The organism is Variovorax sp. Soil_C_12, assembly GCF_057657375.1.
Map to the genome: position 1 here is coordinate 87,690 of NZ_JBDGIO010000015.1, position 22,081 is coordinate 109,770.

Sequence of the window (22,081 nt, forward strand, 5' to 3'; positions counted from 1 at the left end):
CATGGGTGCTTCCGACAAGTACGTCTCCATCCTGGCGCACCTTCGCGCCCTCGAGGGCTGGCTGGCCGATCCGGGTGTGAACGAAGTGGCGGTGAACGCGCCCGGTGTCGTGCAGCTCTGGAAGAGGGGCGTGTGGGAGCTGGTCGACGCGCCCATGATCACCTTCGAATACCTCCAGGCGCTGGGCAACTTCCTGGCCAACATTTCGCAGAAGCCTTTCGACGAAAGCGATCCGATCCTGTCGGCGTATCTACCAGGTGGCGAGCGCATCGAGATGACGATGCCGCCAACGGCGGCGCGCGGGATGATCTATCTCAACCTGCGCAAGCACACGAGCCAGTCGTTCGAGCTGCCGCAGTTTGTCGAGCAAGGGTACTTCGAGCGCACGCGACATGTTCACTCGGCCACGTTGTCCGACGAGGAGCGCACCAAGCTCCTCGATCAACTCGAGCCGGACCAGGTTGAGCTATGGAATCTGGTGCGCGCCGGCGATTGGCCGGCGTTCCTCGACAAGGCGGTTCGCAGTCACCAAAACATGATCGTCTCCGGTGCCACCGGCAGCGGCAAGACATCCTTCATTCGCGCGCTCATCGAGATCATTCCGAGCTGGGAACGCCTGATCACCGTCGAGGACACCCCGGAGATGCCACTGCGTAATCATCCGAACTCGCAGGCCTTGTTCTATCGCCGCGATGGTCATGCGGGCAAGCGCGTCGTCGGCGCGACGGCCAAGCAAGTGCTGCAAGCAGTCATGCGCAAGACGCCGAATCGGGTGCTCTTGGCCGAACTGCGTGGCGACGAGACGTTCTACTACGTCCAGAACGTTCTCAACTCGGGACACCCCGGCGGCATCACGACCGTTCACGCGAATTCGACGCAGGAGGCGTTCGTTCGCGTTGCGTTGCTGATCAAGGCCTCGGACGAGGGCCGGAGCCTGGCGCTGGACGAGATCATGCGGCTGCTGCACACGTTGGTGCACGTGGTCGTGCAACTGGTGTTCGATCGCGAACGGGGCCGGCATGTGCCGGCGATCTACTACGACCCGATGTATGCGCTGTCGGTCGTGAGGTGAGCTGTCATTTAGCGCAGGCGCGAGGGCCGCAGCAGTCGGCTGTCATTGAGCGAAGGAGCGGGCAATGAATCGAACGCAACTGATCGGACGGCTCGGCCGAGATCCTGAGGGAGGTCGCGGCGGGACAGGAACCTATGCCAACTTCAGCCTGGCCACCAACGAGTACTGGACCGATCGCACGTCCGGCGAGCTGGTCGAGCACACCGAGTGGCACCAATTGGTCTGCTACGACCGACTCGCGGAGATTGCGCTGGAATTCCTAACGAAGGGCAGCGAGGTTTATGTGGAAGGCCGACAACGCACGACCCGATGGACGGACAAGGATGGCAAGGAGCAGCGAGGCTCTGAGATCCGCGTCGACGAGCTGAAGATGCTCAGAAAGGCGCCCAGAGCCGATCCGATCGTGTCGGCTGCCAAAGGCATCGCGTCGATCGAAAAGTTACTCAAGGACGTCGCCCTGGGCCTTCGAACGGATGTATCGCTGGCGGACCTGGCGGCGATGTTGAGTACGGTGCGCACCACGATGATGGGCGACGATGATCGTGTGGGTGAACTGAACGGTCGTGCAACTCCCGCTTCGCATGCCGAGACAACTTGACGCCGCCCCTGCCGCGCAGCTTCAGCCGACCGGTGACCTCGGTCGCCCATCGAATCGTGCGGGCACCAGGGATGAGCCATCGGCGGCTCTGGCAAGGAACCTGTTTCGAGCCAGCCTGGAGCGAGAGGCTCGGGAGAAAGCCCGAGTTATAGCCGGTTCGACATCGGACGCCGGGCTCGCGACTCGAGAATCGGTTCGCACCCAGTCCGTCGAACGCGTCTCCGTCGTCGACGGCGCGGATCGAATGACGTACAGCGAGACCCGGGGTCGGCAAGGCTGGAGGCAACCCCTGGCCGCACAAGAGGCCTTGCGTGATGCGCGTCGCAGAGGGGCCGAGGACGGGGACTACGCTGGAAAGGGCGCGCGCATCGTGCAAACGTTCGAAGGCGAGCAGGCGCAACAGGCGGCGATCCCGCGGGTGGGTGGTCCTGCTTCGCCTACGCGCTATGCACTCGGAAGATCAAGCCTCCTGGCGAACAACCCCGGCCGAGCGGCTCAACCTCAAAACAGCGCAAGATCGCAGCAACCTCAGACCGTGCGCGAGACGCCGGCGACACGTGCACGAGCGCGATAAACAGCGAAACGGGGCACACCTGGGCGGCACCGTTGACCAGACCTCTCCGTTGAGGCTGGTCCGGAAGCACCCGGCTGTATCGTGTCTTGGCCCAATACTGTTCGATTAGAATGAATCCACCTACAATCACCGTCGTGGCAACTCGACGACGGACGAGGCATGGCACGGACAAAGGCGGTGTTGGGCGCGGGTGCCCGGCTGAGTGATTTCTTGGCGGCCAGTTTGCTGGCCCGGGTGGTGCCCGCCGATGTCGTGCACGCTGTTCTGGACGAGCACGGTTGCAACAGTCAACGCATTCGCAGCTTTCCAGCGGTGGCCGGGGTGTACTACTGCATCGCCTTGAGCCTGTATCCCGAGGCGGCCTACGAAGAGGTCTTCGCCGTCGTCTCCCAGGGGCTGGCCTGGGCCAGTGGAGCCGCGCAGCCTGCGCTTGTTGCCAAATCCTCCATCAGCTCGTTGCGCAGCCGCATCGGCTCGGCTCCTTTGAGTGACTTGGTCAAACGCTGCTGCGTGCCTCTGGCCAACGCTCAGGATCATCCGCAAGCTTTCTTTGCCGACCTGCGACTCGTGGCGATTGACGGCAGCACGTTCGAGCTTCCCGATGAGGCCGACAACGCCCGGGTTTTCGGCTACCCGAGCAGCAGTGCCGTCACCGCCGGTCATGCCGGCTTCCCACAGGCTCGCTGCGCCGTATTGATCGAGTGCGCTACACACGCCATCCTCGGCGCCAACATCGGGGCCTTTTGCGATGGCGAACGAGGGCTCGCGGCCGCGTTGCTGCCGCGTCTCGAGCCGGGCATGCTTTGCATGGCCGACCGAGGTTTCAACTCATTTGAGCACTGGCGCCAGGCGAAGGCCATGGGAGCAGACTTGCTATGGCGATGCGGGAGCACCTGGAAGATGCCGGTCCAACGCGTGCTCGACGATGGGTCGTTCCTCAGTGTCATCCGTCCCAGCCATGTCACCCGAGCGGAGGCCGACCAGCAGGCCATCACGGTGCGCGTGATCGACTATGAGTTGCCGGGCTTGGACGACGCGCAGCCGCGCTACCGTCTTCTGACGACGTTGTTGGATCCGCAGCTAGCGCCCGCCATGGAGCTGGCAGCGCTGTATCACCAGCGCTGGGAGATAGAGTCCGTATTCGATGAACTCAAGACGCATTTGCGGCAGAGCCGGCGAGTGCTTCGAAGTAAGACACCGGAGCTGGTGCGACAAGAGTTCTATGGCTGGGTGCTCGCGCACTACTCGGTGAGATGGCTGTTGCATCAAGGAGCCTCCAGCCACCGAATACCTCACGCCGAGTTATCCTTCAAGGGACACGTGGATCTACTCAGGCGTACGCAGCCCCACTCCGGGGCCTTTCCCCCCAGCGAGGCCCATAAAAAGACGACGCTGGTTCCGTGAATTGCTACAGGCCAGTGGCTGCATCCGCGCAACGAGGACCATCAATCGACGCTCCCCGCGCATGGTCAAACGCCGCACATCACCGTACTCGGGTCACAGCCGCAACCTCGCGACTCGCGTTCCCGTCTGCTTCACGCCCTGCGGGTTCTCTGGGCCACCAGGTGCACCTTTGCAAAGGGCCAAGCGATCACGTCCGTCGCCATGGTCACCAACAAATCCCGGGGGAGAATTTGCACTTTAAACGAACAGTATTGTGTCTTGGCCGGGGCTCGACGGCGGCTCTATTTGGCCAGGTCTTCCAATGACTTTCCGGCGTCCAGTGCGGCCTTCAGCCATTTGGGCTTGGGCCCGAACCCGCTCCAGGAATTGCCCGCGCCATCTTCGTAGCGGCTCTTCGCGGTGCGCTTCGCCTTCTTGCGCGCGCGGACAGCAAGAGGTGCTGTCGCCTCGCCGGACTCCGACGCAGAGGACTTCGACCCCCTGCGCGATCCCACTCTGAACTCCTCGATGGACCGACCCGCTCCCAGGGCGTCACGAAGCCAGAGAGGGCGCGGTCCGCGGCCGGACCAGGCGTTGCCATTGCCGTCGCTGAACTTCGCACCGGACTTGCCCGCAGATTTCCCGATCTTCTTCGGCTTCGCGACCGTCTTGCTCGTGCCAAGTCCCAGCTGTGCAGCCGTCAGGCCGTAGTGCGCAATGGCCACCTTGATCCGGTCGACGACACCTTTGACCTCACTGTCTCGGAGAACTTCTGCCTGTCGTTGAAGCTGTTCGATCTGCTTCTGGATCTGCTGATACGTTTGCGCCATGGATACTTCCATTGAATGAACAGAAGCCCGACTTTACTCTTTCGCCAATTGGAAGCAGATTTACTCCATTCGCAGCACGCCTATGCGACTGATGAATTGGCGTACTGGACAGGGGGCCGCAGGGGCTAAACCACATCTTCGGGACTGCTCACGACTCTGCGGTATTTGCCCATGGCTTCTGGCTCCACCCCCAGCCAACGTGCCACCTGATCGGAGTCCGTCCCGCGCCGCAGCTGCCGCAATGCGAAGGTATGCCGCAGCCGGAACGATCCGCCGTCGCTGGAGTCCAGCCCTGCTTCTTCCAGCACCTGTTTGGCGGCCTTGTATTGCGACTCCTTGCTCCAAGGCTTGCCGCTGCGCGTCGACGGGAAAAGGAAGTTGCCCAGGATGCAAGCCTCCGTGCGGACCTGCAGCCAATGCTGCAGCAGCTCGCCCGCCCAAGGGGCGATGGGCGTCTCGCGCGCCGGCGAGTTGCCATTGCCAGGAACGGCCACTTTCCATGGCCGCTCGCGCACGCGGCCGCCATGCGATGTCGGTGCATCGACGGTCAGCACCCGCACGTCGCCCGGCGCCAGGCCGCCGCCCAATTGCAACGCGACGGCCACTCGATTGCGCAGCTGCTGCCAGGTGAAGGCCAGATGGCTGTCGCGGCGTGAGTCCGAAAGGCCCGGCCGAGGGCGCGCATTGGAGAGAAACGTGATCAGGTGCCGGGCCTCGGCCACCGACAAGAACTCCGGCAAGGGATCGGCCTGCGCGGCCTCGGCGTAGCGGATCTCCGGGTGGGCATCGATCCAGTCGCTGGCTGCCGTGTTCACCGGATTGCCGGTCTCGGCGGCATGGTGGCGCAACACGCGGTCGATCAGCCGCAGCAGGCGCAGCGCGTGGCGTGGGGAGAGCGACAGGTCGGCGCTTTTCATGCCGAAGCGGGCCGCCTGGAAGGCCTGCAGGTCGCGGACATCGAGAGACGCTAGCGACACCGCCGGGGATTGCCCGAGACACCAGGCCGTGAAGCTGCCCCACATGTCGCGGTAGACCTCGATGGAGGAGGTCTGCCGCAAGGACCCGGTGGCCTGCTGGTCCGACAGCCAACGCTCGAACGCAAGGCGGTGGCTGGCGGCTGGAGCTTCTTCAAAGAGCGAAAGCGTGAGCATCAATAAATACGCTAACGGCGACCGACGTTATTGGAGAGCGAGGAAGTGAATCGTGGGGAAGGGATCGCGTGGTGGGAGTGATTGGGCCCTGGAAGAATGGAGAGCCGTTAGTGTATTTGACTTCTGCGGCTGAGATCGAGACGAAAACATCAAGGGACTCCTTGTTCTAGGTCAATAAATGCGCGAACAAGCTAATAAATGCGCAAACAGTCAGTCGGGGCTCGGACCTAGCCGGCCTGAGAGGAGGGCAGCGAACATGATGAAGAGCCGCGTCATGTTCATCGATGTCCCCTCAAGATCCGACGGCATGCTCTACCGAGCATGGCTCGCGATCCACGCTGGCCGCGCGCGCCTGTTCGACGCTCGCCGGCCCCCGCCGACTCGCTTGCCGATCGGCTGCAAGGACGTGGGGAGAGCACTTGCCGTCATGTTCGTGCGGATCACTTGAGTTCGTCAGTTCTCGCCAAGGCAAACTCAAGTTCATCCTCTCTGCCAAGGTCTGAGCGAGTAGCTTGACATCCCTCGCGGCTGGCTCACGGGCTCCAGTAGGTGTGCCCGCCGAAGGCCAGTGATGCGAGCCCCCGCAAGACTCCATGGCGACCAGGCAACCGGCAGGCAAGTCAGCGCACCACAGCAGAAACTTATCGCGATTGATTGCTCGGTTTGTGATCACTCGGCCAGCCGCGTCTACGGCGTGAATCTGGATGACATTCTTGGCCAGATCGATGCCGACTCGTGCAATGTTGCTCACGGGACTTCTCCTTCCAAGTGGTTGCAGATTGACCTTCCACAAGCCAATCTTGGCACTCAGATGCCGTAGGCCACCAGAAGTGGGAAGTCCCTTCGTATTCGCCAACCGGCGTGCCAACCGCATGAAGGTCCTCGTGCACGACGGCATCGGTGTGTGGCTGGCAGCAAGGCGGCTGAACGGCGGCAAGTTCGCCTGGCCCAAGAACATCGACGGGACGCTGACACTGAGCCGGCCGCAGTTCGATGCGCTGGTGCTGGGACTGCCCTGGCAGCTCGTCGGTGAGGCCGGTGTAATCACCACGCTGTAGCGCGTCCATTGCGGTATCTGCCCATAGTGCGCTAGCGCGATCGCCGGGACGATCACGGTCCGTCATCGCCGACGACATCGACACGCTGGACCCGCAGGAGCTTCGCGAGAGGCTGCGCAAGGCCGACGCACGGTTGGCGTTCCAAAAGTCGATCATCGAAAAGCTCACACACGAGAACGCGATCCTCAAGCGACTGAAGTTCGCCGCCAAGAGCGAGGCTTACAAAGCCGAACAGAAGAGCTTGCTTGAGGAGACGCTGGATACCGATCTGGCCGCCGTCGCCGCGGAGATCGAAGCACTGCAGGCAGCCAAGGGGGCGCCGGCTGAGAAGCAACTGCCCAGGCGCGAGAAGCTGCCCGCGAACCTGCCGCGCCGCGAGATCCACCACGAGCCGCAGAACACCACCTGCGGGTGTGGCGAGCCGCTGCAGCGCATCGGCGAGGACGTGGCCGAGAAGCTGGATTACCAGGCGGGCGTGTTTACGGTCGAGCGCCACATCCGCGGCAAGTGGGTGTGCAGGTGCTGCGAGAAGATCACCCAGGCGCCGGTGCCCGCTCACGTCATCGACAAAGGAGTACCCACCGCTGGCCTGCTGGCGCAGATGCTGGTGGCCAAGTACCTGGACCATCTGCCCGCTCTACCGGCAGGAAGCGATCTTCGAGCGTGCGGGCCACGTCATCGCCCGCTCGACGTTGGCACAGTGGGTGGGTGAGTGCGGCGTGCAGCTGCAACCGCTGGTGGACGCGCTGGCAGCAGAGCTGCTGCGACACGGCGTGTTGCACGCCGATGAGACGCCTGTAGCGATGCTCAAGCCCGGAGCAGGTAAGACCCACCGGGCGTACCTGTGGAGCTACTGTACGACGCAGTTCAACCCGACCCAGGGCATTGTGTTCGACTTAGCGGACGGTCGGGGCGGACAGCACGTACGTGACTTCCTCAAGCTGAGCAGAACCACCGCCAAGCCTGGCTGACAGGGCAAGCTCGTGACCGACGACTTCAGCGGTTACAAGGCCTGCTTCGAGCTCGGAGTGACCGAGGTTGGGTGCATGGCGCACGCGCGGCGCAAGTTCCACGAGCTATGGATCAACCACGGCCGCCTGGTCGGCGAGAGATGAACGACAGCTTGTGCGCATACGGCGCGCCCCTGCGTACGCCACCTTCTTAGCGCTGCTGAGCGTTCCGATGACGGTTGCGCCAAGATGCTTCGGCCATTCCCGATCCCGAGCCCGAGGTCACACCTGAGCCTGCAGCGACGACATTCTTCAGCGTCTCGCTTAGGAGTTGCCAGTGTCAACTAGCGCCTTTCGCGGCTTTGGGAGACGGCTTCTGAGAACGTCAATGACACGAATGGGCTTCTCTGTCCCGGAAGGAGGTCTCCGGCATTTTTGCTTTGAAGTCTGATGACTTATGCCAATCTGGACGATGCCGTTAAGTGTTGCCACAAGGGTTTCGACCTGGATCTCCAAATCGTTGCGCAGACATTCCAGCATCAGCCCGTCGTTCGTTGCGATCAATGCGCGAGCCATCGCGTCGGCGCCCAGATCAGAGCGGATCTCGCCACTTCTCTGACCTTCCTCCAGGACACGCTGCACCTCTTCGGCTACTTTTTTGTATCCCGCTTTGACGCGCTGCTCAGCGGTCGAATTGGTACCTGCAAATTCGATCGAGACAACGATCGGCAGGAGCATTGATCCCGGAGACTCTGCAGCCAGTCTTCCGCCATACTGGAGAAACTCTGCGATCCGCTGTGCCGGAGTGCGACCCTTGTTCTTCAGCAGCCCGCGCATGGGAACCATCAGCGCTTGCCGCACACCGCTCAAGAGTTCCAGCAGGATGCTTTCCTTGTCCGGGAAATAGAAGTAGACAGCTCCTTTGGTGAGGCCGGCCAGCTTTCCGATCTCTGCCGTTGTGGTGCCGTTGTAGCCGCGCGTCACGAACAGGTACTCTGCGGCAGCAAGAACTGCTGCAATGCTTGTCTCACGATGTTCTTGGTTGGAGATGCGGGCCATTGCCGGTTGGAAGCGTAAACACCTGGTGGCGTTGCCACTTAGTTGAGCGAACGAACCAGGCAAGTTTATGTCATGTAGCCTCGACTTCGAACGAGAGCCCCACCTCTTCGGAGTGAAGCCGTTCGAGCAGCGTTTCCTTCAGCGCAGCCGCGGGCGTCCAGATCCCGGGGCGCACCTGCGGCGACTGCAGCAGCAGCGTGGCGCACTCCACGATCATCCGGGACGTGGTGTCATAGCCAGGGTCCCGTCTCCCGCGCACGGCGGTCCGAAGCACTTCCGTCCCCTCCATGAAACCGATGAACAGGATATCGAAGGAGCCCGCCTCGCGCGCCGCCTTGGATGGCCCCTGGCCCGGCACAGGGCCGTCCTCCCCGGCCAGTTCCGCGCCTTCGGCGGCGATCAGCGCCGACGCTTCCTCCCCCGCGGGACCGGCGCCGCCGATGCGCATTTCTTCGTAGACGAAGCCCGTCCCATACGGGTGGCCCATCAGCGCATTGGAGCGATGGACATTGCGCGTGTTGATCGGCGACATCAGGAAGGGTGCCACCCAGGCGTTCACGTCGGCGTCGAATTCGATCTTCATGCCGCTGGGTTGCCTCGGTCCTTCGAAGCCGGGTGTCAGAGCGAAGGGGTTTTTGAGAACGTCGACGATCGACCTGTTCGCGGCCACGGCGGAATTGGTCGCCCTGAAGCTCTCCGCCGTGCCGCCGGAGAATGTCCCATTCATTGTGCGAATGCGGGCCTTGACGCGGTCTGCGGTCTTGCCGAACCTCCCCCTGGCCACCATTTGGTGGTGATACACACCCATTTCGAAAGGCAGCGAATCGAAGCCGCACGAGAACACGATGCGGGCGCCGGAGGCGCGGGCCGTTTCCTCGTGGGCAAGGATCATCTCCCTCATCCAGGGAACCTCGCCGCATAGATCGACGTAGTCGACCCCCAACACCGCGCAGGTCTCGACCAACCGGGAGCCGTAGAGCTGGAACGGACCGACCGTCGAGATCACGCAGTGGGTACGCCCTGCCATGTCCCGCAGCGCGTCAATGTCGTCGGCATCGGCGCGGATGAGTGGATGTGCCTGCGGCAGACCAAGTTGATCGCGGACCGCGGCCAGCTTGGCGAGGTTACGCCCCGCAAGGGCCCAGCGCAGTTCACCTAGCGCGCCATAGCGCTGCGAGAGGTACTCGGCGACCAGCGTCCCGGTGAAGCCGCTCGCGCCGTAAATGATGATGTCGAATTCGACGTTCTTGTCCTTCATCGCACGCGCCCTCACCACGGCTCGCCGAACGGGCGGATCTCGGCGTTGAAGGACCACCCGTTGCGGCCCTGGTGCACCAGATGCCAGATCTCCTGCGCGACCGTCGAGGGCTCGATGAAGAAGCTGTCGGGCTTATCGGCAAAGAGCCCGCGCGTCCACGGAACGTTGATGACGGCGTCGATCATCAGGTAGCTGACGTGGATGCCCTTGGGATTGAGTTCTCGGGCCATCGATTCCGCCAGGATGCGCTGGGCCGCCTTGGTTGGCGCGAAGGCTGCGAAGTTCGGCTTGCCGCGGAAGGCCGAGGTATTGCCGGTGGCCACGATGGTGCCGTTCCCCGCCTCCACCATGTCGGGTGCCACCGCCCGGGACAGGTACAGCAGCCCCATGGCGTTGACCCGGAAGTTGTTGAGCATGACCTCGGGATCCACATCCAGGAACGAGCCGATCGTGCCACCGACGGCGTTGTGGATCAGTACCGAGGGGGAGCCGAGGCGCTCCTTGATTCCCGCAATGGCGCGATTGACCTGTGCCTCGTCGCTGACGTCGCAGGCGAAGGCGTGCGCATCCGGATAGTTTTGCTCGTGCTTTTTCAGCCGGTCGGCGTTGCGCGCCAGCATCGCCACCTGGTAACCGCCCTCGGTGAAACGCCGGGCGAGCGCAGCGCCGGTCCCGACCGACGATCCGACGCCTGTGATGACGGCGATCTTCTTTGTCATGTTTTCTCCTGGAATTCAGAACAAGCAATGGGAAGGGGGGAGAGCAGCATCGGCGGCTCAGGCTGCGAGCGCGAGCTCAACGAACTGGAGGCGGTCGTTGCCGAAGTAGAGCTGGTCGTCGACGATGAAGGAGGGCACGCCGAACAGGCCGCGCTCCACGGCTTCCTCGGTGCGGCGTGAGATCTCGGCCGCGAGCCCATCTGCATCGCGGCCCGCCAGCATGGCCTCGCCCTGGAGGCCGGCCGCGCCCAGCACCTGGACGAAGACCTCTGGGCTGCCGAGATCGAGGCCGTCCGCGTAAATGCCCTTGAATACGGCCGACACGTAGGCGCCCGCCACGCCGAGTTGGTTGGCCACGAGCACGCCGCGCAGTAACGGTTCGAGCGGCATGTCCTTCAGGTAGACGTTGCGCGCCATGCCCACGTCGTAGAGCTTGGCCCAACGCTTGAAGTCCACTGGCGCGTGTCGGCGCTTGTTGGCGCATTCCAGCGTGGTGGGACGATTTCCCGCCAGCTCCATCAGCCGCAGGATGCCCACGGGGCGATAGACGATGTCGGCCCCGGTGCGGGCCGCGATCAGGGGCAGCTGGGTGTTCGCCAGATACCCGTAGGGGCTGCCGAAGTCGAAGAAGAACTCGAGGGTCTTGCTCACAGATTTGCTCCTTGGTGCCTTGTCGGAAAGGCGATTTCGATCACGCGTCGGACTGACCCTATTGACAAACTGACCGGCCAGTATCCTAATTCTGATCGTGCGGCGGACGCCTTGTCAAGTCGCCATTGGGACGTCAAGCAGCCTCGGGCACGGTGATGAGGCTCCAACCGACCGGCAACGGAGAACAGAGATGAACGCAGTAATCGAGCACAAAGCGTCCGCACCGGATGCTCAGAACGCTGAGGACGACTTGCAGCAAAGGATCAGAGAGGGGCTGATCCTCGAAGACCAGACGGAGATGACGCCCCGCTATCGCGACGTCCTCACGCAGACGATGTTGATCGCAGCGGACCTGGAGATCATGACGCTGCCGTTGGACTTGGACGCCATGCTGTTTGCGCCCTCCATCAGCGACCGCATCGCGGTAGCGGCGGCGCTGCAGGACGAGATGGGACACGCGCAGGTCATGTTCCGTATGCTTGGCGAGTTCGGCTACGACGCCTATCGGCGCATCTTCGAGCGCGACCCTCGTGAATTCAAGACCTTCTCCATTCTCGAATGGCGGATGCACGACCCGATCGACATGGCGGTCGCCCACATTACAGGCGACCGCGCTGGCTACATCACGACGCTCGATCTCGAGCAGCACTGCTCGTTCGGCCCATACAGCCGATCGCTGCGCAAGGTCAACTTCGAAGAGCAGTTCCACGTCAAGCGCGGCGAGCACTGCATCCGGCACTACATGACGCTGGGCCCCGAGATCCGCGCGCGGGTACAGAAGTCCATCGACTTCTTTTTTCCGCTGGGTGTCGAATGGTTCGGGGCCACCGATGACGTCAAGTCTCGCACTGACCAGATTCACTACCGAATCCGGGGTCTCAGCAACGACGGCCTGCGCCAGAAATTCCTCGATGGCATCGTCCCGTTCTGCGAGGAGGTGGGATTGAGGGTCCCTGCGCACCTGGACACCGCCACGGGCCACTATGTCCTCGACTACGAGCTGCCGATCCTCATCGACGAGGAAACCGGCAACTGGGACTTCAGGAAGGTCACCTGGAGGGAAAAGCTCGATCAATGGAAGCGCGGCGGTCCGTTCAAGGTGCCGGGCCTGAGCCGCATCCAGCAGGAACTGTGGGGAACCGATCTATGGTGACCGAAGCCCAAGTGCGACTGGCGCTGAGCCACGTGAACGATCCGCACGTGCCGGTCAGCCTGGAGCGCATGGCCATGCTACGCGGCATCGAGATCACGCCCGCGGGCGAGGTCACGGTGGAACTGGGAATCCCGTGCCTGTCGTGCCCGGGCGTGTCGATGCTCAAGGAACAGATCACGCAGGCAGTGATGGCAATCCCCGGTGCGTCGGCCATCCACGTGCGGGAAGGATGGCATCACCGCTGGACGGCCGATATGGTTGACGACCGCACCCGAATTTACATGCGCAGTTACGGAGTGCAGATATGACAACGGCAGCCACATGCACCAAGACGATCGACAGGATGGTCGAACTTGGTTCGCACGAACCCATCTATTACGAAGTGTTCGCCCGCGTCGATTCGCGCACGCCCTTGACGCACATCGGTTCCGTCGAGGCGCCGAATCTGGACCTCGCCAAGGCGCGCGCCTGGTTCGTCTATACGGAGCAGAAATGGCAGGAGTTCTGCATCGTCCCGACCACCGCCATCATTTCGCTGACAGAGACCGATGGCCGCAAGAAGATCAAGGAAGTGTGATGTTCAAACTGGAACTGAGCGTGGCCGACCTGGCCGCCTGCGACGAAATCCTCTGCCTCGCCGACACCAAGCTGGTGCTGGGGGGATGGCACATGATCACCATCGCCAATGGCCGTGCCATCGGCGACTGGAATGCGATCTGCGGAATGATGCAGGCCCATTACGGCCATGCCCGCGCGCTATACGGCTATCTGTCCAGGTTCGGGCTGACGCGCGCCGATGCCGAGTGGAACCGCGCCGCCGACGAGATTCGTTCGTCCGACCTCCTGGACAAGCCGCCCGCGTCATGGGCGGACCTGATCTTGTCGACCTACCTGGTCGAACGCGCCATGGCGACCCTGCTGACGGCCTATGCGCAAGACCGGGCAGAGTCCGAACTGGCAGGCGTCGCGGTCAAGATCGGCGCTGAGACCGACTTCCACTTCAGCTACCTGCAGGGTTGGCTCAAGGTCCTGGCGTCGAGCCGCCCGCAGGAACTGGAGCAGTCCGCAGCTGCACGGTGGGGACAGATGCTGCAATGGTGGGGCCCCGATGCCGCCGAAGATGTGCTGTTCTCGGCCGGCCGGCGTGTCGTGTCGCGCCGGCAACTTCGCGCCCAGTTCCTGAACGATGCCCGCAACGATGCCGCCGCATGCGGCTTCTCGCTTGACCTGTCGGCTCCCGCCATTGAGCACTGGCAGCCCCAGAGCATGCGGGCCTCGCGCGAGGGGCTGCCTGCGAGGCTGTTCGAGCTGATCCGCTTCAAGCACACCGAACTGGCAATGCCGTGAAGCCCGAATCGCCACTGGCCCAACTCCCCGAGACCGCACGGGACGTCCGGTGCACGCATTGCCAGAGTGCGGCTGTGACGTTGATCTCACTCTTCGGGGGCAGCGTGTCAGAGTGCCTGTTCCGCTGCGACACCTGCAAGAGCTTCTTTCATTGGGTGAAGTGGCGTTAGCGCTCCGTGGTGCGACCCGTAAAAAAGGCAAGAATCTGGAGACGAGAAATGTTTGACGAACCCGCGACTCTTTCGGATGTGCTCAGGGCGACGGCAAGCGCATGCGCCGACAAAGTGGCCATTGTCGACGACCGCGGCATGCTGACGTACCGCGCGCTCGATGCGCAGGTCGATGCGCTCGCGGGATTTCTCCTGCGCGCCGACATCGGCACCGGTGAAAGCGTTGCCTACCTGCTGTGGAACCAGCGGGAGCTGTTGATTTCGTATCACGCCATAACGCGCATCGGAGCCGTTGTCGTGTCTCTGAACTACAGGTTGTCCGCCGCCGAACTTGCACATCAGCTCCAAGCTTCGAACGCCAAGGTGATCATCTACGATGAATGGTTTGCGCAGATCGTTGCGCAAGCGCTGGAACTCACCGGACAAGAACTGTTGAGAATCCAGGCCGGCGCCGCCGAGCCCTCGCCTCCAGCGCTTTCATTCGTTGAAGCGCTGAATGAGCCGACCGAGTCGGCGGTGTTCGCCGATCTTGCGATCACCGCCAATCACGTCAGCGGGATATGGTTCACGTCCGGAACGGAAGGGCATCCGAAGGGCGCCGTGGTGCGGCATCGCGCGGCCATTGCCTCCGCACATGCCAGCGCAGCGGCAATTGGAATCGGACGCGACGCCAAGTGTCTCGCGGTCGCGCCGATGTTCCACCGCGGAGCCGCCGAAAACATCGGACTGGCCGTCACCATGGTGGGTGGAACGCACTATCTTCAATCTCGCTTCAGTGCGGCCGACACACTCGACGCGCTCCTTCGTCACGAAATCAATATCGCCTTCATCGTGCCGACCATGGCCCGGATGCTGATCCAGGAAGCCAAGGGGCGAGCCTGCGAGTTGCCGCATCTTGCGCATTGGGTCAGCGCCTCGGCGCCCATGCCGCCAGCGCTGGAGGCCGAGGTGCGCCACGTCTTCAATCTGAAGCGCGGCGTGATCAACTGTTATGGCATCACCGAGATGCTGATGATCGCCGCGCATCGGACTTCCGCAGACACGGACTACGACGGTTGCGTGGGCGCCCCGGTTCCGACCGTGCAGATCCGCATCCACAACGATGCGCGCGGCGTACTGCCGCAGGGGGAGACCGGCGAGATCCTCGCGCGCGGCCCGCTCGCCTTCAGCCACTATCTGAACAATCCCGATGCGACGGAAGCGGCAAGAATTCGCATTGATGGCATCGACTGGTATCGCACCGGCGACATCGGCCGCATCGACGCGTGCGGCTCGCTGACGATCCTGGACCGGCGCAAGGACATGATCCTGTCGGGCGGCGAGAACATCTACAGCGCCGAGGTCGAGGCGGCCGTCATCCTGCATCCCCTCGTCGCCGAAGTGGCCGTGGTAGGACGCAAGGACGAGCAGTGGGGCGAGAGCGTCGTTGCGTTCGTCGTTGCGCGCGGTGAGGAGCGCCCTACGCTGGCCAGCGTACGGACGGCCTGCGCCCGCCTGGCTTCCTACAAGCACCCGAAGGAAATCATCTTCGTACCCTCGCTGCCCAGGAACTCGTTCGGCAAGGTCAAGAAGGACGTGCTCAAGCAGCTCCTTCAGCAAATGACCTGAGCTTTCTGACCGGCAGCCCACTTCTTTTTTCCAACCGGCGGCGAGCAACCGCACCAACGAAACAATCTCCATGGCGACCATCAGGCAAGCATTCGACCTGCGCGGCAAAACGGCCCTGATCACCGGGGGCTCGCGCGGCCTGGGACTGCAGATCGCGGAAGCTCTCGGCGAGCAGGGCGCGAGGGTGATCCTCTCGGCGCGCAAGCCCGACGAGCTCGAAGCGGCGCAGCGCCGCCTGTCCAGCCTTGGCATTGCGTCAGACTGGTTCGCCGCCGACTCGCAGAAGAGCGAGGAGATCGAGCGCCTCGCCCGCAAGGCGGTGGCCAAGGCAGGCCGAATCGACATCCTCGTGAACAATGCCGGCGCGACGTGGGGGGCCCCCACAGCCGAGCATTCGTTGGAGGCCTGGGACAAGCTCATGAACTTGAACGTCCGCGCGACCTTCTACCTGACGCAGCAGATCGGCAACCTGTCGATGATCCCCGTCGGCGGCGGCAAGATCCTCAACATCGCCTCGATCGCCGGTCTGCGCGGCAACCACCCCGATGCGACGGCCACGCTGGCCTACAACACCAGCAAGGCCGCTGTAATCAACATGACCCGCGCGCTCGCGAGCGAATGGGGTAGGTACGGCATCAACGTGAATGCGCTCGCGCCCGGCTACTTCATGTCGAAGATGACCAAGGGCCTGATCGACGAGACCGGCCTGGACAAGCTCACCGCCGACGTGCCGCTTCGCCGCATCGGCGACGGCGACGACCTGAAGGGTGCTGCGCTCCTCTTTTGCAGCGCCGCTGGCAAGCACATCACCGGACAGGTCCTCGCGGTCGATGGGGGCGTGATGGCGATGTAGGCCCTTGAATCATTCACAACGAGAGACGACAGGAGACCAGGCAATGAAACGACTACTTTTACTCGCGCTTGCAGTGCTGGGAAGCGCCCTTTCCATCGTGGCTGCTGCGCAGGAGCCGATAAAGATCGGCCTTGTGGCACCGTACACCGGCCCCTTCGCCGTCATCGGGCAATCGTTTCGGCACGGCGTCGAGGCCTACATGGCCATCCACGGCGACACCGTGGGTGGGCGAAAGGTCGAGATGATCTATCGGGACAGTGCTGGCGCCGATCCCACCTTGGCAAAGCGCTTGGCAGAGGAGCTGGTCGTCAAGGACAAGGTGGCGATGCTGGGCGGCTTCTACCTCAGTCCGGAAGTCGCCGCGGCGGCGCCGGTCGCCAATGCGTCGAAGACGCCGCTGTTCATCACGCAGGCCGCGACGCCTGGATTGATGAAGATGTCGCCTTACTTGCTGCGCATGGGGTTTTCGATCAACGTGCCAGCGGAACTCGCGGCCTCCTACGCACGGGAGCAGGGCAAGGCGCGCGGCTATGTCGCGGTGGCGGACTACGGGCCTGGCCACATCGTCGAACAGTCCTTCTCCGCCCGATTCACGGCCGCTGGCGGGCAGATGGTGGGCAACGTGCGGATCCCGCTCAACACGGCCGACTTCGCCCCCTTCGCCGAGCGCATCGCCAACGCGAACCCCGACGTCCTGCAGCTCTTCCTGCCGCCCGGCTCGGTGGCGGTCGGTTTCAGCAAGGCGCTGGCCGCCCGGGGGCTTACGCAAAAGATCATGATCATCGGACAGGGCGAGGCGGAGGACAGCGACCTGCCGCTGTTCGACGATTCGATCATCGGCTTTCGCAGCGTGATTTACATCGACGCCAACGCGCGCAACGCGCAGAACCAGGCGCTGGCGCAATGGCTCGCCAAGAACGTGGGGCCCACCGCCAGGCCCAACCCGTCTAACATCGGCGCCTTCGACAGCATGCATGTGGCCTACAAGATGCTAGGCGAGCAGGCCGGCCGGCCATTCGACGGCGAGGCGGCCATCAAATCGGTGGGGGGTTATAGCTTCGACAGCCCGCGCGGGCCGGTCACCATAGACGCGCGCACGCGCGAGCTCACACAGAACTTCTACCTGCGCGAGGTGGTTAAGGGACCCGACGGTCAGAAGCTCAACAAGGTACTGAAGACCTGGACGCAGGTGCAGCCCCCGCCGCTAAAGTAGCCCAGCGCCATGCAAGCTTTTGCATTCATCCTGCTCTACGGTGTTTCCTTCGGGCTGGTGCTGTGTCTCATCGCGCTTGGCTTGGTCGTCACCATGGGCCTGATGCGGGTGGTCAACATGGCCCACGGCGCCTTCGCGGCGATCGGCGGCTATCTGACCATCGGCCTGATGCAGATGGCAGGTTGGCCCTATGCCCTCGCGCTGCCGGCTGCCGTGCTCGGCGTGACCGCCTTCGGCGTGCTCGCTGAGAGGCTGCTGTACGTGCACCTTTACCGCCGCAGCGAACTCGACCAGGTGCTGGTCACTGTCGGCGTCAACTTCGTGGTGATTGCAATGCTGACGATGCTGTTCGGCCCGAACGTCCTCAGCATCAACCTGCCGCCAGCACTCAAGGGCAACGTGGACCTGGGGTTTCGCGACTTCGAGGTCTATCGTATGGTGGCCTCGGCCATCTGCCTGTGCGTGATCGGCGCTCTGTGGTGGGTCTTCGAGCGCACCGGCATTGGTGCCAAGCTGCGCGCGGCCGTCGATAACCCCGGCATTGCGCAGGCGATGGGCGTCAATGTGCCCCTGCTGTTCTCGGCTGTGTTTGCGCTCGGATCAGGTCTGGCGGCGTTGGGTGGCGCGCTCGCCGCACCCATGCTGCCGATGGAGCCGATGTGGCCGCTGAAGTACCTCGTACTCGTGCTGGTCATCGTCGCGCTGGCCGGCCAGGGACGCATCCGCGCGTCGGTCGGCGTCGCGGTGATCGTCGGGCTCGTCGAGACGGCAGGACGCTACCTGTTTCCCGAGATGGGCGCCTTCCTTGTCTACCTGCTGCTCATCACCCTCATGGTCTGGCGGCGCAACGGACTCTTTGTGCGCCGACAAACAACCCGGATTGCCTGACATGCCCACTCTTCCTGCAGACTCCATTCTCTCCAGGCACGGCCTCAGGCCAGGGGAACTGCTCTGGCTCGCGCTGGCGATCGCCTGCTTCTTCGCCTTTCCGGACTACCTGTCGCTGGGCACCACCGTTCTGGTCATGGTGGTGCTGGTGCTGTCCTTCGACCTGCTGCTCGGCTTCTCCGGCGTGCTGAGCTTCGGCCATGCCGTCTTCTTCGGGCTGGGCGCTTATGTGACCGGATGGCTCTCCCTGGCCGGCTGGACCGAGCCCGTCAGTGCGGCGTTGCTCTCCGGGCTCTGCGCGGCGCTGCTAGCGCTGCTGATGGGGCCCTTCGTACTGCGGCTGACCGGCTTGCCGCTGCTGATGGTGACGCTGTCGCTGGGCGTGCTGGTGTTCGAGGCGGCGCACAAGGCCACCGCCATCACGGGCGGTGACGACGGCTTGTCCGGCATTCAGATCGCGCCCATCTTCGGCTTCTTCGAATGGGGCTTGGGCGGCAAGACCAGCTACATCTACGTGCTGTGCTGGCTGGTGGTGATCTTCCTGCTGCTCAAGCGCGTGGTGTGCTCTCCTTTCGGTGTGGCATTGCAAGGCATTCGGGAGAACGCATCGCGCATGCGGCTGATCGGCAACTCGGTGCTGCCGCATCTCACGCTGGCCTACGCCATCAGTGCGTTCGTCGCGGGCGTGGCTGGCGCGCTGTTCACGCAGGCCAACGCCTTCGTCGGGCTGGGCGTGCTGGCGCTGGAAACGTCCATCGACGTGCTGATCATGGCGGTACTGGGTGGCCTGGGCGGGCTGCACGGCGCGCTGGTCGGCGCGCCGGTCTACATTCTGCTGCGGCACTTCTCCTCGCAGTGGAGTCCCTTTTACTGGATGCTGGTGATCGGCATTCTGCTGATCTCCGTCGTGATGCTGGGCCGCGGCGGCATACTGGGCATCGCATCGCAGACGTGGAAGCGGCTGCGCGCGCGGGGAGTGAATCCGTGAGCAGCGTCGTTTCGGTGCCCGTGCCGGCACTGCGTGCGAGTGGCTTGTGCAAATGCTTCGGTGCCCTGGAGGTCACGCGCGACGTCAGCCTGTCCTTGCCGCGCGGCGCACGCACCGCGCTGATCGGCCCCAACGGCGCGGGCAAGACCACGCTGGTGAACCTGCTCACTGGTGTGATCAAGCCGGACGCGGGACGGCTCGAGCTGTTCGGCGAGGACCTCACCAGCGCCAGCGCCGCGCAGCGCACCCGCCGCGGGCTGGTGCGCACGTTCCAGATCTCCAGTCTGTTCAGCGGACTGACCGTGTTCGAGAACGTCTTCATTGCGGTCAGCCAGTGCGCGTCGGCCAGCTTCAGGATGTGGCGGCCCGCCGGCAAGGAGACTGCCATGCTCGAACGCTGCGAAGCCCTGGTCGAGCATCTGAAGCTCGCCGACGACATGCACCGCAAGGTAAGCGAGATCGCCTATGGCCGTCAGCGCCTGGTGGAGATCGCCGTCGCGCTGGCCATGCAGCCCCGTGTGCTTCTGCTGGATGAGCCTGCGGCGGGCATTCCGGGCAACGAGCTGGGGCTGCTGATCGGCGCAATCGAGAGCCTGCCCGCGGAGATCGCGGTGCTGATGATCGAACACGACATGGACATGGTGCGCCGCTTCGCCACGCAGGTCTCGGTGCTCGTGCAGGGCGAGCTGCTGGTCTCGGGTACTCCCAGGGACGTGATGTCGCACGCCGAAGTCCAGGCAGTCTACCTCGGCGCCGCCGGCAGCCGCCGCTTCGAGCGAAAGCAGGTGGCCCATGCTTGAGATCCGCGGCTTGACAGGCGGGTGGGGCCCAACGCTGGTCGTCGAGGACTTCGACCTCGCGATCGAGGCTGGCGAAACCGTGGCTCTGATCGGGCGCAACGGCGTCGGCAAGAGCACACTGCTCGAGCTGCTCATTGGTCGGGCCCGGCGGCGCAGCGGGCAGATCATGCTCGACGGCCGCGACCTGGGTGGCCTGCCGATCCATCTGCGCGCACGCAGCGGGCTCGGCTACGTGCCGCAGGCCAGAGAGGTTTTTCCCAGCCTGACGGTCCAGGAACATCTGGATACCGCATCACGGCCCGGCACGTGGGACGTCGCGCGCGTGCTGGCGCTGTTCCCGCGGTTGGGCGAAAGGCTCGGCAGCTACGGCACGCAGCTGTCAGGCGGCGAGCAGCAGATGCTCGCGCTGGCACGCGCCCTCCTGGGCAACCCGCGCGTGCTGCTGCTTGACGAGCCTTTCGAGGGACTCGCGCCCATCGTGGTGGAACACCTCGCTCTTGCCATCCGAAAGATTGTCGCGGGCGGTTCGCTGTCGTTGCTGCTGGTGGAACAGCGCGTGGACATCGCTCTGGAACTGTCGCGGCGCTGCCTCGTCATGGATCGCGGGCGCTGCGTGTTCGAAGGACTTTCCGAGGACATGAGCGAGGAGGGCCCGATGCTGGCGGCGTTGATGGGATTGACCCACTGATCTGAGTGTTGGCTGATGCCAGTCCCGCTCAGCCGCGCGATGTGCCGCCGAAGGTGAGCAGCCGGGAAGAATCGCGGCCGCCCCACGACACTGACCCAATACTCAACGTTCAGACGACGAACATCAACGGACCGGTCCTCGGTGGCCTTCTAGGGCAACGCCACTTTCAGTCACATTCGCGCCATCGCTAGGTTCCTTTGGTCCGCATGCATCCGTAGCTCTACGCGTCGCCGTTGGCGATAAGTGCGTCTGCCCGAGTGCTCCATTCGCTCCACGAACCTGGATAGAGGGCCGCTCCCTGCAGCCCTGCGATCTCCAAGGCCAGCAGGTTGTGGCAGGCACTCACGCCCGAGCCGCACTGGCTCACGAGGGCGCCGCCCGATCGGCCGTTCGTGATGAGGTAGAACTCCTGGCGCAGCTGTGCCGCCGCCTTGAAGCGGCCATCGGCATCCAGGTTGTCGCGGAACGGGCGGTTGCGCGCACCTGGAATATGGCCCGTCCGGGTCTCAAGGAATTCGTTCTCGCCGCGAAAGCGGTCTGCCGCCCGGGCGTCAAGCACGAGCCACTGCGGGTAGGCCAAATTGCCTCGCACTTCCTCGTACGAGACGCTGCGCGCCAGCGGCGTGCGCAAGTGCAGCGATGCCGCGCCGGGTGACGGCGGCACTTCTTGGGTGACGGCGTGACCTGCCGCCCGCCAGGCGGGCAGTCCGCCGTCGAGCACTGCAACGGCGTCGTGCCCGATCCAGCGCAGCATCCACCACAGGCGTGCCGCATACAGGCCGCCGCTGTTGTCGTAGGCGACCACTTGCATGGTGTCGTCGATGCCGAACGCCGCCATGGCGTGGCAGAACACGACGGGATCGGGGAGCGGATTGCGGCCGTTGCAGCCTGTCGGCGTCCCCGACAGGTCCTGCTGGAGGGACACATGCCGCGCACCGGGAATGTGGCCGGCCTCGTACTGGCGCAGGCCGGCGCAGGCGTCGGACAACTCGCTGCTGCAATCCAGCACGACGGGGGGCGCGGCCGACAGCAGTTCGGCGGCGAGCATGGCAGGGCTGATCAGAGTCTGA

At 63.8% G+C, this 22,081-nt stretch carries 24 protein-coding genes and 2 pseudogenes; 18 read left to right on the forward strand and 8 right to left on the reverse strand.

From position 1 onward, the window contains the following. The first annotated feature begins 1 nt into the window (after window position 1). The 3 genes from virB11 to AC3A6X_RS29660 all read left to right on the forward strand — a co-directional run bounded on the left by virB11 (window position 2) and on the right by AC3A6X_RS29660 (window position 3,648). The gene (gene virB11 / locus AC3A6X_RS29650) at window positions 2–1,072 is read left to right on the forward strand and encodes a P-type DNA transfer ATPase VirB11 (RefSeq protein WP_487845523.1); all 1,071 of its coding nucleotides are present in this window, start codon (window positions 2–4) and stop codon (window positions 1,070–1,072) included. A 64-nt stretch (window positions 1,073–1,136) separates the two neighbouring features. Then, a complete protein-coding gene (locus tag AC3A6X_RS29655) occupies window positions 1,137–1,670 on the forward strand; it encodes a single-stranded DNA-binding protein (RefSeq protein WP_487845524.1) in 534 nt (177 codons plus the stop codon). 733 nt (window positions 1,671–2,403) lie between these two features. After that, window positions 2,404–3,648, forward strand: coding sequence for an IS4 family transposase (locus AC3A6X_RS29660; protein ID WP_487845525.1), 1,245 nt, complete (start codon window positions 2,404–2,406; stop codon window positions 3,646–3,648). 281 nt (window positions 3,649–3,929) lie between these two features. Here the strand turns inward: AC3A6X_RS29660 and AC3A6X_RS29665 are convergent, their stop codons facing one another. Both AC3A6X_RS29665 and AC3A6X_RS29670 read right to left on the reverse strand, forming a co-directional pair. After that, a complete protein-coding gene (locus AC3A6X_RS29665; protein ID WP_487845526.1) occupies window positions 3,930–4,457 on the reverse strand; it encodes an H-NS family nucleoid-associated regulatory protein in 528 nt (175 codons plus the stop codon). A gap of 125 nt (window positions 4,458–4,582) precedes the next feature. Further along, entirely contained in the window at window positions 4,583–5,479 is an 897-nt protein-coding gene (locus tag AC3A6X_RS29670) for a tyrosine-type recombinase/integrase (RefSeq protein ID WP_487845527.1), read from the reverse strand. Window positions 5,480–5,864: 385 nt separating this feature from the next. On the opposite strand from AC3A6X_RS29670, the gene AC3A6X_RS29675 reads away from it, so the two are divergent. Next, window positions 5,865–6,056, forward strand: a complete 192-nt coding sequence (locus AC3A6X_RS29675; RefSeq protein ID WP_487845581.1) for a hypothetical protein — start codon at window positions 5,865–5,867, stop codon at window positions 6,054–6,056. A gap of 117 nt (window positions 6,057–6,173) precedes the next feature. On the opposite strand, the pseudogene AC3A6X_RS29680 reads toward AC3A6X_RS29675, so the two are convergent. After that, window positions 6,174–6,359, reverse strand: a pseudogene (locus tag AC3A6X_RS29680) (IS110 family transposase); the annotation flags it as partial. On the opposite strand from AC3A6X_RS29680, the gene tnpB reads away from it, so the two are divergent. Next, window positions 6,349–6,666: an IS66 family insertion sequence element accessory protein TnpB gene (tnpB, locus tag AC3A6X_RS29685; protein ID WP_487845528.1), complete on the forward strand. Its 318-nt coding sequence runs from the start codon at window positions 6,349–6,351 to the stop codon at window positions 6,664–6,666. The pseudogene AC3A6X_RS29680 and the gene tnpB sit on opposite strands and share 11 nt — an antisense overlap. A 64-nt stretch (window positions 6,667–6,730) precedes the next feature. Then, window positions 6,731–7,745 (forward strand): annotated as a pseudogene (gene tnpC / locus AC3A6X_RS29690) (IS66 family transposase); the annotation flags it as partial. Between the two features lie 195 nt (window positions 7,746–7,940). On the opposite strand, the gene AC3A6X_RS29695 reads toward tnpC, so the two are convergent. The 4 genes from AC3A6X_RS29695 to AC3A6X_RS29710 form a co-directional block, all read right to left on the reverse strand. Then, entirely contained in the window at window positions 7,941–8,675 is a 735-nt protein-coding gene (locus AC3A6X_RS29695; RefSeq protein WP_487845529.1) for a TetR/AcrR family transcriptional regulator, read from the reverse strand. Window positions 8,676–8,745: 70 nt separating this feature from the next. Next, window positions 8,746–9,933 carry a saccharopine dehydrogenase family protein gene (locus AC3A6X_RS29700; protein WP_487845530.1) on the reverse strand — a complete coding sequence of 396 codons (1,188 nt, stop codon included), beginning with the start codon at window positions 9,931–9,933 and terminating at the stop codon, window positions 8,746–8,748. An 11-nt stretch (window positions 9,934–9,944) separates the two neighbouring features. Beyond that, on the reverse strand, window positions 9,945–10,652 hold the full coding sequence (locus AC3A6X_RS29705; RefSeq protein WP_487845531.1) for an SDR family NAD(P)-dependent oxidoreductase: 708 nt from the start codon (window positions 10,650–10,652) through the stop codon (window positions 9,945–9,947). Between the two features lie 57 nt (window positions 10,653–10,709). Then, window positions 10,710–11,303, reverse strand: a complete 594-nt coding sequence (locus AC3A6X_RS29710; protein WP_487845532.1) for a DsbA family protein — start codon at window positions 11,301–11,303, stop codon at window positions 10,710–10,712. A gap of 190 nt (window positions 11,304–11,493) precedes the next feature. On the opposite strand from AC3A6X_RS29710, the gene AC3A6X_RS29715 reads away from it, so the two are divergent. The 12 genes from AC3A6X_RS29715 (at window position 11,494) to AC3A6X_RS29770 (ending at window position 21,011) form a co-directional block, all read left to right on the forward strand. Next, complete coding sequence (locus AC3A6X_RS29715; RefSeq protein ID WP_487845533.1) at window positions 11,494–12,456, forward strand: 1,2-phenylacetyl-CoA epoxidase subunit PaaC; 963 nt, start codon at window positions 11,494–11,496, stop codon at window positions 12,454–12,456. Then, on the forward strand, window positions 12,450–12,764 hold the full coding sequence (locus AC3A6X_RS29720) for a metal-sulfur cluster assembly factor (protein WP_487845534.1): 315 nt from the start codon (window positions 12,450–12,452) through the stop codon (window positions 12,762–12,764). Before AC3A6X_RS29715 ends, AC3A6X_RS29720 begins: the two co-directional genes overlap by 7 nt. Beyond that, window positions 12,761–13,033 carry a phenylacetic acid degradation b gene (locus AC3A6X_RS29725; RefSeq protein ID WP_487845535.1) on the forward strand — a complete coding sequence of 91 codons (273 nt, stop codon included), beginning with the start codon at window positions 12,761–12,763 and terminating at the stop codon, window positions 13,031–13,033. The genes AC3A6X_RS29720 and AC3A6X_RS29725 overlap by 4 nt, the downstream gene beginning before the upstream one ends. After that, window positions 13,033–13,803 (forward strand): Phenylacetic acid catabolic protein, encoded by a 771-nt coding sequence (locus AC3A6X_RS29730; RefSeq protein WP_487845536.1) that lies wholly within the window; start codon window positions 13,033–13,035, stop codon window positions 13,801–13,803. The genes AC3A6X_RS29725 and AC3A6X_RS29730 overlap by 1 nt, the downstream gene beginning before the upstream one ends. Beyond that, window positions 13,800–13,973 carry a zinc finger domain-containing protein gene (locus AC3A6X_RS29735; RefSeq protein ID WP_487845537.1) on the forward strand — a complete coding sequence of 58 codons (174 nt, stop codon included), beginning with the start codon at window positions 13,800–13,802 and terminating at the stop codon, window positions 13,971–13,973. The genes AC3A6X_RS29730 and AC3A6X_RS29735 overlap by 4 nt, the downstream gene beginning before the upstream one ends. Before the next feature lie 48 nt (window positions 13,974–14,021). After that, on the forward strand, window positions 14,022–15,581 hold the full coding sequence (locus AC3A6X_RS29740) for a class I adenylate-forming enzyme family protein (protein ID WP_487845538.1): 1,560 nt from the start codon (window positions 14,022–14,024) through the stop codon (window positions 15,579–15,581). A gap of 70 nt (window positions 15,582–15,651) precedes the next feature. Further along, a complete protein-coding gene (locus AC3A6X_RS29745; protein WP_487845539.1) occupies window positions 15,652–16,434 on the forward strand; it encodes an SDR family oxidoreductase in 783 nt (260 codons plus the stop codon). 43 nt (window positions 16,435–16,477) lie between these two features. Next, complete coding sequence (locus tag AC3A6X_RS29750; RefSeq protein ID WP_487845540.1) at window positions 16,478–17,647, forward strand: ABC transporter substrate-binding protein; 1,170 nt, start codon at window positions 16,478–16,480, stop codon at window positions 17,645–17,647. A 9-nt stretch (window positions 17,648–17,656) separates the two neighbouring features. After that, entirely contained in the window at window positions 17,657–18,535 is an 879-nt protein-coding gene (locus AC3A6X_RS29755) for a branched-chain amino acid ABC transporter permease (protein ID WP_487845541.1), read from the forward strand. A 1-nt stretch (window position 18,536) separates the two neighbouring features. Beyond that, window positions 18,537–19,523 (forward strand): branched-chain amino acid ABC transporter permease, encoded by a 987-nt coding sequence (locus AC3A6X_RS29760; RefSeq protein ID WP_487845542.1) that lies wholly within the window; start codon window positions 18,537–18,539, stop codon window positions 19,521–19,523. After that, complete coding sequence (locus AC3A6X_RS29765; RefSeq protein WP_487845543.1) at window positions 19,520–20,323, forward strand: ABC transporter ATP-binding protein; 804 nt, start codon at window positions 19,520–19,522, stop codon at window positions 20,321–20,323. Before AC3A6X_RS29760 ends, AC3A6X_RS29765 begins: the two co-directional genes overlap by 4 nt. Then, entirely contained in the window at window positions 20,316–21,011 is a 696-nt protein-coding gene (locus AC3A6X_RS29770; RefSeq protein WP_487845544.1) for an ABC transporter ATP-binding protein, read from the forward strand. Before AC3A6X_RS29765 ends, AC3A6X_RS29770 begins: the two co-directional genes overlap by 8 nt. Window positions 21,012–21,231: 220 nt before the next feature. Here AC3A6X_RS29770 and AC3A6X_RS29775 read toward each other — a convergent pair whose 3' ends face one another. Continuing rightward, a complete protein-coding gene (locus AC3A6X_RS29775; protein WP_487845545.1) occupies window positions 21,232–22,059 on the reverse strand; it encodes a sulfurtransferase in 828 nt (275 codons plus the stop codon). Between the last annotated feature and the right edge of the window lie 22 nt (window positions 22,060–22,081).

What these genes read in the sequence shown, in the direction of transcription:
- virB11 (WP_487845523.1), top strand. Translation starts at nt 2, where the DNA reads ATGGGTGCTTCCGACAAGTACGTCTCCATCCTGGCGCACCTTCGCGCC.
- AC3A6X_RS29655 (WP_487845524.1), top strand. Translation starts at nt 1,137, where the DNA reads ATGAATCGAACGCAACTGATCGGACGGCTCGGCCGAGATCCTGAGGGA.
- AC3A6X_RS29660 (WP_487845525.1), top strand. Translation starts at nt 2,404, where the DNA reads ATGGCACGGACAAAGGCGGTGTTGGGCGCGGGTGCCCGGCTGAGTGAT.
- AC3A6X_RS29665 (WP_487845526.1), bottom strand. Translation starts at nt 4,457, where the DNA reads ATGGCGCAAACGTATCAGCAGATCCAGAAGCAGATCGAACAGCTTCAA.
- AC3A6X_RS29670 (WP_487845527.1), bottom strand. Translation starts at nt 5,479, where the DNA reads ATGTGGGGCAGCTTCACGGCCTGGTGTCTCGGGCAATCCCCGGCGGTG.
- AC3A6X_RS29675 (WP_487845581.1), top strand. Translation starts at nt 5,865, where the DNA reads ATGATGAAGAGCCGCGTCATGTTCATCGATGTCCCCTCAAGATCCGAC.
- tnpB (WP_487845528.1), top strand. Translation starts at nt 6,349, where the DNA reads ATGTTGCTCACGGGACTTCTCCTTCCAAGTGGTTGCAGATTGACCTTC.
- AC3A6X_RS29695 (WP_487845529.1), bottom strand. Translation starts at nt 8,675, where the DNA reads ATGGCCCGCATCTCCAACCAAGAACATCGTGAGACAAGCATTGCAGCA.
- AC3A6X_RS29700 (WP_487845530.1), bottom strand. Translation starts at nt 9,933, where the DNA reads ATGAAGGACAAGAACGTCGAATTCGACATCATCATTTACGGCGCGAGC.
- AC3A6X_RS29705 (WP_487845531.1), bottom strand. Translation starts at nt 10,652, where the DNA reads ATGACAAAGAAGATCGCCGTCATCACAGGCGTCGGATCGTCGGTCGGG.
- AC3A6X_RS29715 (WP_487845533.1), top strand. Translation starts at nt 11,494, where the DNA reads ATGAACGCAGTAATCGAGCACAAAGCGTCCGCACCGGATGCTCAGAAC.
- AC3A6X_RS29720 (WP_487845534.1), top strand. Translation starts at nt 12,450, where the DNA reads ATGGTGACCGAAGCCCAAGTGCGACTGGCGCTGAGCCACGTGAACGAT.
- AC3A6X_RS29725 (WP_487845535.1), top strand. Translation starts at nt 12,761, where the DNA reads ATGACAACGGCAGCCACATGCACCAAGACGATCGACAGGATGGTCGAA.
- AC3A6X_RS29730 (WP_487845536.1), top strand. Translation starts at nt 13,033, where the DNA reads ATGTTCAAACTGGAACTGAGCGTGGCCGACCTGGCCGCCTGCGACGAA.
- AC3A6X_RS29740 (WP_487845538.1), top strand. Translation starts at nt 14,022, where the DNA reads ATGTTTGACGAACCCGCGACTCTTTCGGATGTGCTCAGGGCGACGGCA.
- AC3A6X_RS29745 (WP_487845539.1), top strand. Translation starts at nt 15,652, where the DNA reads ATGGCGACCATCAGGCAAGCATTCGACCTGCGCGGCAAAACGGCCCTG.
- AC3A6X_RS29750 (WP_487845540.1), top strand. Translation starts at nt 16,478, where the DNA reads ATGAAACGACTACTTTTACTCGCGCTTGCAGTGCTGGGAAGCGCCCTT.
- AC3A6X_RS29755 (WP_487845541.1), top strand. Translation starts at nt 17,657, where the DNA reads ATGCAAGCTTTTGCATTCATCCTGCTCTACGGTGTTTCCTTCGGGCTG.
- AC3A6X_RS29760 (WP_487845542.1), top strand. Translation starts at nt 18,537, where the DNA reads ATGCCCACTCTTCCTGCAGACTCCATTCTCTCCAGGCACGGCCTCAGG.
- AC3A6X_RS29770 (WP_487845544.1), top strand. Translation starts at nt 20,316, where the DNA reads ATGCTTGAGATCCGCGGCTTGACAGGCGGGTGGGGCCCAACGCTGGTC.
- AC3A6X_RS29775 (WP_487845545.1), bottom strand. Translation starts at nt 22,059, where the DNA reads ATGCTCGCCGCCGAACTGCTGTCGGCCGCGCCCCCCGTCGTGCTGGAT.